Annotated in this window: 9 protein-coding genes; 3 read left to right on the top strand and 6 right to left on the bottom strand. The window is 70.2% G+C overall.

What is annotated here, in order from left to right:
• Positions 1 to 625: 625 nt before the first annotated feature.
• Both AB0F91_RS34120 and AB0F91_RS34115 read right to left on the bottom strand, forming a co-directional pair.
• Positions 626 to 802 (bottom strand): hypothetical protein, encoded by a 177-nt coding sequence (locus AB0F91_RS34120; RefSeq protein WP_360604303.1) that lies wholly within the window; start codon positions 800 to 802, stop codon positions 626 to 628.
• A gap of 256 nt (positions 803 to 1,058) precedes the next feature.
• Positions 1,059 to 2,069: an FAD-dependent monooxygenase gene (locus AB0F91_RS34115; RefSeq protein WP_360604301.1), complete on the bottom strand. Its 1,011-nt coding sequence runs from the start codon at positions 2,067 to 2,069 to the stop codon at positions 1,059 to 1,061.
• Between the two features lie 231 nt (positions 2,070 to 2,300).
• Here AB0F91_RS34115 and AB0F91_RS34110 point away from each other — a divergent pair, with 231 nt between their 5' ends.
• Positions 2,301 to 3,002, top strand: coding sequence for a TetR family transcriptional regulator (locus AB0F91_RS34110; RefSeq protein ID WP_360604299.1), 702 nt, complete (start codon positions 2,301 to 2,303; stop codon positions 3,000 to 3,002).
• 200 nt (positions 3,003 to 3,202) lie between these two features.
• Here AB0F91_RS34110 and AB0F91_RS34105 read toward each other — a convergent pair whose 3' ends face one another.
• Positions 3,203 to 3,559 (bottom strand): ArsC/Spx/MgsR family protein, encoded by a 357-nt coding sequence (locus AB0F91_RS34105; RefSeq protein ID WP_360604462.1) that lies wholly within the window; start codon positions 3,557 to 3,559, stop codon positions 3,203 to 3,205.
• A gap of 19 nt (positions 3,560 to 3,578) precedes the next feature.
• The gene (locus tag AB0F91_RS34100; protein ID WP_360604297.1) at positions 3,579 to 4,178 is read right to left on the bottom strand and encodes a hypothetical protein; all 600 of its coding nucleotides are present in this window, start codon (positions 4,176 to 4,178) and stop codon (positions 3,579 to 3,581) included.
• A 136-nt stretch (positions 4,179 to 4,314) separates the two neighbouring features.
• Between AB0F91_RS34100 and AB0F91_RS34095 the strand changes: the two genes are divergently transcribed.
• Positions 4,315 to 4,845 (top strand): GNAT family N-acetyltransferase, encoded by a 531-nt coding sequence (locus AB0F91_RS34095; protein WP_360604295.1) that lies wholly within the window; start codon positions 4,315 to 4,317, stop codon positions 4,843 to 4,845.
• Positions 4,846 to 5,184: 339 nt separating this feature from the next.
• Here the strand turns inward: AB0F91_RS34095 and AB0F91_RS34090 are convergent, their stop codons facing one another.
• Positions 5,185 to 5,643 carry an MEKHLA domain-containing protein gene (locus AB0F91_RS34090; protein WP_360604293.1) on the bottom strand — a complete coding sequence of 153 codons (459 nt, stop codon included), beginning with the start codon at positions 5,641 to 5,643 and terminating at the stop codon, positions 5,185 to 5,187.
• Between the two features lie 150 nt (positions 5,644 to 5,793).
• Complete coding sequence (locus AB0F91_RS34085; RefSeq protein WP_360604291.1) at positions 5,794 to 6,435, bottom strand: NAD(P)H-dependent oxidoreductase; 642 nt, start codon at positions 6,433 to 6,435, stop codon at positions 5,794 to 5,796.
• Between the two features lie 84 nt (positions 6,436 to 6,519).
• Here AB0F91_RS34085 and AB0F91_RS34080 point away from each other — a divergent pair, with 84 nt between their 5' ends.
• Entirely contained in the window at positions 6,520 to 7,044 is a 525-nt protein-coding gene (locus AB0F91_RS34080) for a MarR family winged helix-turn-helix transcriptional regulator (protein WP_360604289.1), read from the top strand.
• Positions 7,045 to 7,047 lie beyond the last annotated feature (3 nt).

Raw genomic sequence — 7,047 nt, 5'->3', positions numbered from 1 at the left:
CATAATCCCCGCGGGGCGTCGTGGTCCCCGCACGGCCGTCGTGTCCCGGCCCAGCCGAGAGCCGACGCCGGCACGGCAACCGAACCCGCCTATCCACCCGCGGCCGAGGCCCACACCACGGCGGATACTCCACCCGACCACCACCAAGGCGCCCACCCTCGCCGACTGCCAAAACATCGGCAAGGCCCGTGCCACAAGGCAAACCAGCACGGTGGCGGACCCTTGGTGGCCGACTGGGCAGGCACCTCAGCCCACCTGCCAGCGCATGGACAAGGCAGCACGGCGCCGCAAGCCAGATCAGCGAATGCCCAGCTCGGCCACCTGCGTACCCCGGCTGTCCCGCCAGCCAGTCACCGGCTGCCGGCTGACTCGGCCTAACTGACCGAGCCCGAGCAAGGCCGCGGCGCAGGCCTGCCCAGCGGACGCGCAGCCTGCCCACCTTCAGTTGCCTGCCGCCGCGCCGGCACGCAACTGATTGCGCAGGTGACTCGGCCGAACCGTCAACTCCCGGACAAGACCGCGCCGAGGCGCAGCCCAGTGAATGCGAGGCCCGCGGGTACGGGCCAACCAAACTGTGTCCGCCGGCGCACCTCGCCCGCGGTCGTGGCGGGGCGGGGCGGGGTCACTACTCCAGGTCAGCGAGCAGCTCCTCCAGCCGCGCGGTGTCGGCGGCGGCAGCGGGGCGGCTCGGGTCTGGGAAAGGCGCCGTCAGAGCCCAGGCCCGGCCACGGGCCCACGTCGTGTCGTCCACGGCGAGCTCGGTGCGGAAGCGGCGCGGGATGGGCCGTCGAGCAGGGTCCACGCCGCGATCAGGTCGGTGGCGTTGTCCACCTCCAGCGACGGCACCGGCACCGGCACGACCGGAAGCTCGGCCCACTCCGGAAAAGTGGCCGGCGACGAGCCGCCGCATCACTTCCACCGTGATCGTGGCTTCCTCGGACGACATGTCCCCCGCGGTCAACAGGCCTCCCCCGTGTCGACGGCTCAGATCCAAACCACCGGCTCGCCCCCTGTCCACCGAATCCCGATCACCCCCTCTCCCACCAGGACCCACCCAGTCACGCGGTCTTCGCCAGGGCCAGCTTCTGCGCGGCGTTGACCAACGGCGCCAACCGCGTCCCGAAGTTGCGCACCGCGATTCCCGCCCGGGTGGTGGGAATCAAGATCGCAGCGGCCACAGGAACGTTGCGCTGCCTCGGATTCACCAGTTTCCGGTGCGTCTCCTCATACCTCTTGAACGCCGCTGCCGGATCCTTCGGCGACGCCGCCAGCTCGGTGGCCAGTGTGTACGCGCCGGACATCGCCAGCGTGGACCCGTCGCCGAACAGCGAGACACACGACGCCGCATCGCCCGCCAGCACCACCCGGCCCACGGCCCAGCTCGGCAACCGCACACGCGAAACGGAATCGAGGTACAGGTCGCCGGCGGCACGCACCTGGTCGAGCAGCTGCGGAACCCGCCACCCCGCCCCGGCGTACGCGGTCTCCAGCAACCGTTTGTGCTGCGCCGTGTCGCAGTAGTCGAAGCCCGGCACCGCCGAGTGGCGGAACATGAACGCCACGATCCCGCGCTCCCGCGACGGGTGCACCGCCACGGCACGGCCCGGCGAGTTGTACATGACGATCTCGCTCCGGTCGGGCACCGGCGCGTCGAGCGGCATGGTCGCCACGTACACACCCCTGTGCTCCACGAACGCCGCCTCCGGGCCGAAGGCCAACCGGCGCACGCCGGAGTGCAGCCCGTCGGTGCCCACCACGAGGTCGAACCGCCGCGGGGAGCCGTGTTCGAAGGTGATGTCGACCCCGCCCTCGTCCTGCGCGAGCCCGGACACCGAGTCGTGGAACACGTATTCCGCGTCGCCGGCGCTCGCCTCGTACAGGATGCGGGCGAGGTCGGTGCGCATCAGCTCGACGTCGGTGCCACCACCGTCGCCCATCGCCACCCGCCCGACGCTCTTCCCCCGGTCGTTGACGAACTGCATGCTTCGGACCGAAGTGGCCGCCTCCCGCAGCTGCTGGATGAGCCCCATCTTCCGCGCGACCTCGGCGGCCGGCCCGCGGACATCCACCGGGCTGCCGCTCGAGCGCAGTCCCGCCGCGCGCGCTCCACCACGGTCGGCCGGTACCCCGCACGCGCCAGCCAGTAGGCCAGCGTGGGCCCGGCGACGCCCGCGCCGGAGATCAGCACTGTCTTCGTGGTCATGATCCGTCATCCCCTCTCACCGCGGCGCCCTGACCATCGGTCAGGGCCGACAGTACACGCCTGTCCGCCGGTCAGGCAAGGAGGTAGATTCGACCGCATGAACGAAGTCGTGCCGCCCGACACCCGCGCGCTTATCCTGCAGGTCGCCATGGACCTGTTCGCGTCGAACGGCTACCACGCGACCTCCGTGCGGGAGATCGCCGAACGGGTCGGCGTCACCAAAACCGCGGTCCTCTACCACTTCCCGGGCAAGGCCGAGATCATGGCCGCGATGGCCGAGCCCATGCTCGTCGACCTGGAAGCCACCGTCAACGCGGCGGAGGCACTGGGCGCGAATCGGCAAGCGGCCCGCGAGGCGATCTTCGAAGGCCTGCTCGACGTCTGGCTACGGCACCGCGATCTGCTGCGGCTCAACCTTCGTGACCTGGGGTTGACCGCGGCCCCATCGGTGTTCGACCGCTTCCGCGACAGCATGCTGCGCGCGAACCGGATCGTGGCCGGCCCGGACTCCGACCTCAATCTGGACATCCGCGCCTCGCAAGCCATCGCCATGCTGAGTGACCCGGTGGTCCTCTACGCCGACCGCCCGGTCGAGCAACTGCGCGCCGCCGTGCTCGACGGCGTCCACCGCCTGTTCGACGAACCCAGCCCCCACACCGGGCGCGGCCGGCCGACCGTGATGACCGGCAATCTGCTCGTGACGTGCCGCAAGCTGCACGAGCAGGGGCTCTCGGCCGCCAAGATCGCCGATGAGCTGGGCGTTTCCCGGGCGACCGTGTACCGCCATCTCAAGGGTTAGTATTATTGAGACGCTTTATGATACTTTTGAGACACCGGCGACGCAGCAGAACTCAACGAACCACACTTTCTCGAGCACGAGACAGCACGGCACACGACCGCACCGGCACGACGAATCTGAGACAGCAGCACCGAGAGAACAGCACCGCGACCACACCAGGAGGCGAATGGAAAAGCAGACCACCCACGCGAGGCGAGGCATCAGCCCAGGACGGACCGGACCGTCTCCTCGTCACGGGCGACGACTGTGGTGCCGTCGTCGGCCGTGATGATCGGGCGCTGGATGAGCACCGGGTTCGCCGCCAGTGCCTCGATCCAGCGGGCGCGGTCGGCGGGTGTGCGCGGCCACGACTTCAGGTCGAGCTCGGCGGCGACCTTCTCACCGGTGCGCGTGATGTCCCACGGGTCGAGCCCGAGCCGGTCCAGCACGGCCTCGAGCTCACCCGGGGTCGGCGGGTCCTCGAGGTACCGGCGCACGGTATAGGTTGCGCCGGCCTCGTCGAGCAGGGACACGGCGGAGCGACACTTCGAGCAACGCGGGTTGACCCAGATTTCCACGAGGGTCACCGTACGCGACCTACTTCGCGAACGCTTGCAGCTGGCACTGGTCGGCGAGCTTGTCGAGGTTGTCGTAGGTGTCGGACGAGCCGTCGTCGATCTGCCAGGTGAGGCCGTCTGCGTCGACGCTGGTGTCGGGGGCCACGTGCACGTGGGCGCCCTTGTCGGTCATGCACTTGACCATGGCGTGGAACTGGTCGTTGAACTTCGGGTTGGTCCGCGGCGAAAGCTCCGGCGGCTGCAGCGGCAGCTTTCCCTTGCAGGCCTCCTCGGCTTTCTTCGACTGGGGACTGTCGTCGTTCATGTCGAGGGCGGGCGGGCTGCCCGAGCCGCCGACCGGGCCGGAGTGCCGTCCATCGAGGACGGCGTGGCCGTGGGTGCGGAGACAGGAGTCGTAGGCGTCCCAGTAGGACTGTTTCTCCTCGGGTGAACTGTCGAGGCGCAGCTGCGGGCGTCCGGCGTCTGAGTCGGCCGTGGTGACCGACGACGAGGCGGGCGCGCCTGTGGCGGCGCTGCCTGTGTCCAGCGTGGCGACCTGCGGAGCGGCGGGCGAGCCGGAGCAGGCGCTGAGCAGGACGAACGCGGCGCCGGCGACGAGGAGAGAAATGGATGAACGCACGCCGTGAGCGTGACAGGAGGTTGTGAGGAAGCTATGACGATGGAGTCAGGAGGCCACTAGGACGAAACGTCGAGGGTCGCGACGGGTGCCGCGGATCACCCGCCGGTGGAGGGTCGTTTCGGCGTACCGTTCAGCCATGGACATGCCTCTGGCCACCGACCGCCTCGTGATCCGGGACTGGTCGATCGACGATGCCGAAGCCGCGTTCCCCATCTACGGCACGGATGAGGTCACCCACTGGCTGACGCCCGCGATGGACCGCGTCACCGACGTCGCCGCGATGCGCTCGGTGCTGCAAGCGTGGCAGGAAGCCCAGCCGAACCTGGCCCCGCCGCGCGGGCGCTGGGCCGTGGAGCGCACGTCGGACGGCGCCGTCGTGGGCGGGCTCGGGATCCGGCTGCTGCCGCCGTTCCAGGAGGACCTGGAACTGAGCTGGCAGCTGCACCCTGACGCCTGGGGCCAGGGCTACGCGACGGAATCCGCGCGGGCGCTGATCGAGTGGGCGTTCACCCAGGACACCGAGGAGCTCTTCGCCGTGGCGCGGCCCTCCAACACGCGCGCCATCGCGACGGCCAAGCGCCTCGGCATGCAGTGGGTCGGCGAAACGACGAAGTACTACGACCTTCGGCTGCAGGTGTACCGCATCCGCCACAGCGACATCGTCTAGCGGGGCGGCGCTCCCGCGCGCCTACCCGGCAGAGTGGCAACGCGCTCGTGCACCCGCACCCGCGCCTGCGCCTGCGCCAAGCGGGGACGCTGGTGCAGCGTCCCCGCGCGGGACCCGACGGTGGTGCAGCCCACCCACATGCCAACCGACCATGGTGCAGCCCACCCACGCGCCAACCGACCGTGGTACAGCCCTCGCGCCCTCCGGCCCAACAGCGCGGCGGCGTCGCCGCGCGCCGACCGGCGGAGCGCGCCTCCCACGCTCGCGCCGGTGAATTCCGGGCCAACCGCGAGGAAAAGCGTCCGCGAGCGAGCCGGCCGGGCGCGCCGAGGAGCAGGGTCAGGCGGTCGTATAGCGCGCGAAGATGGCGGCCTGTCCCTGCTTCACGCCGGTGTCGTCGATGAGGTTCCACATCGTCACGTCTTCGATCCAGAAGCGGCGGCCCGACTTGGCGATGCGCCGGCCGCGGTAGCCACTCACGAAGCCGTGGGTGGTGACGGCGCGGACGAGGGCGTCGCGGTCTTCTTGGCGGTCCGGTTCGGCGGAGAGGCGTGAGGGCATGCCGCGGAACTCGGTCCAGTCAAGTTCGAACGCGTGCTGGGCGACGAGGTTGGCATAGGTGAAGAGGGGGTCGTCGGCTGTGTCGTGGGCCAGGAGGCCGAAGGGGGCCTCCTCGTAGAGGTGGCGGGCGGCATCCGGCCTGGCGTCGATCAGGGGTTTGCCGACCACGCGGTGGTAGCTCTCCACGAGCAGCCGGACGAAGGCGGCGTCCAAAGGTGACGACCCGGTGTCCGACATATCCTCAAGTTACGCCCGCCGCCACGGACCATCGCGGCGCGGGTGATCGACTTCACGCCAGGTCCACTATGGACCTCTGGCCGAAGAAGAACTCGCCGCGGCCTCCCCCTCGGGACCGCGGCGAGTCGTCCAGCCCGAAAGCGCGCCGGTCTACGCGTTGACCGGAGTCCAGAGCTCGTCGATCTCCCGCTCGGCGGCTGTCATGCTCTCGGCCGCGAGACCACGCAGGTCGGCCATCGCCGGGTTGGTGTCGGCGAGGGTCAGCTCCGCGACGATGAACCGCGGCTCGATGCCGGTAACCGCCAGTCCGTGCGGCAGCCAGGACTCGGCGTGGTCCCAGCCGAAGCGCGGGGTGCCTTCGCCGTAGCCACCGCCGCGGGAGGCGAGGACGAGGAACTCGCGGCCGTCGAGCAGGCCGGTGCCCGTGGCCGGGTCGAAGGCGAGGCCGGGCGCGATCAGGTGATCGACCCAGGCCTTCACGACGCTCGGGGCGCCGTAGTTGTACAGCGGCAGGCCGAGCAGCACTGTGGACGCCTCGACGACCTCGCCGACGAGCTCCTCGGTGAGCTTCCACGACTCGTTCTGCTCCGGCGTGCGCTGCTCGGCAGGCACGACGCGGGCGAGACCGGACGCGGCGTCGAGATGCGGGATCGGGTTGGCGCCCAGGTCGCGGTAGGTGACGGTGCCGTCGGGGTGGGCGGCCCGCCACGCAGCGGCAGCGCGGGCGCTGAGCGCCCGGCTGACCGAGCGGTCGCCGTTGATGCTGGAGTCGATGTGGAGAAGATGAGGCATCTCGTTCGCCGTCCATAGATCGTTTGTGTAGAGCAAATCATTTATATCACACGGACGACTCGTGAGTTCTCGTATACTGGACGCATGGCCTCGCTCCCGGTCGTCAACCAGCCGCCCCACCGGTGCGGCGCCCTGCTCGACCACCTCTCGCGCCGCGTGCGCACGCGGGCGGAATCGGTGCTGGCGCCCATGAACCTGCGCCCCCGCCACCTGCTCACGCTCACCGTGCTGCGCGACCACGGCAGCAGCACCCAGCAGGCGCTGGCCGCCACCCTCGGCATCGACAGCACCAACCTCGTCGGCCTGCTCAACGACCTCGAGGCCGACAACCTCATCGAACGCCGCCGCTCCCCCGAGGACCGCCGCCGGCACGTGGTGGAGCTCACCGACGTCGGCGCGAAGAAGCTCGCCAAAGCCGAGTTCGCGATGGCCGCCGTCGAGGACGAGGTGCTCTGCGCCCTGAGCCTCGAGCAGCGCGAGCAGCTCTACAGCCTCCTCCAGCAGGCGACCGCCGCCACGGAGGCCGAAGCCTGCGTCGCCGCCGACGACTCCGTTCGCACCCACGTGCAGGCCTGCGTCGCGGACGACGACAAGCCGCTGCAGAGGTAGCCC

Source organism: Amycolatopsis sp. NPDC023774, assembly GCF_040639695.1.
GTDB lineage: Bacteria > Actinomycetota > Actinomycetes > Mycobacteriales > Pseudonocardiaceae > Amycolatopsis.
The sequence above is the reverse complement of the archived record's forward strand: the minus strand, read 5'-3'. Positions and strand labels throughout refer to the sequence as shown.

What these genes read in the sequence shown, in the direction of transcription:
- AB0F91_RS34110 (WP_360604299.1), top strand. Translation starts at nt 2,301, where the DNA reads ATGAACGAAGTCGTGCCGCCCGACACCCGCGCGCTTATCCTGCAGGTC.
- AB0F91_RS34095 (WP_360604295.1), top strand. Translation starts at nt 4,315, where the DNA reads ATGGACATGCCTCTGGCCACCGACCGCCTCGTGATCCGGGACTGGTCG.
- AB0F91_RS34090 (WP_360604293.1), bottom strand. Translation starts at nt 5,643, where the DNA reads ATGTCGGACACCGGGTCGTCACCTTTGGACGCCGCCTTCGTCCGGCTG.
- AB0F91_RS34085 (WP_360604291.1), bottom strand. Translation starts at nt 6,435, where the DNA reads ATGCCTCATCTTCTCCACATCGACTCCAGCATCAACGGCGACCGCTCG.
- AB0F91_RS34080 (WP_360604289.1), top strand. Translation starts at nt 6,520, where the DNA reads ATGGCCTCGCTCCCGGTCGTCAACCAGCCGCCCCACCGGTGCGGCGCC.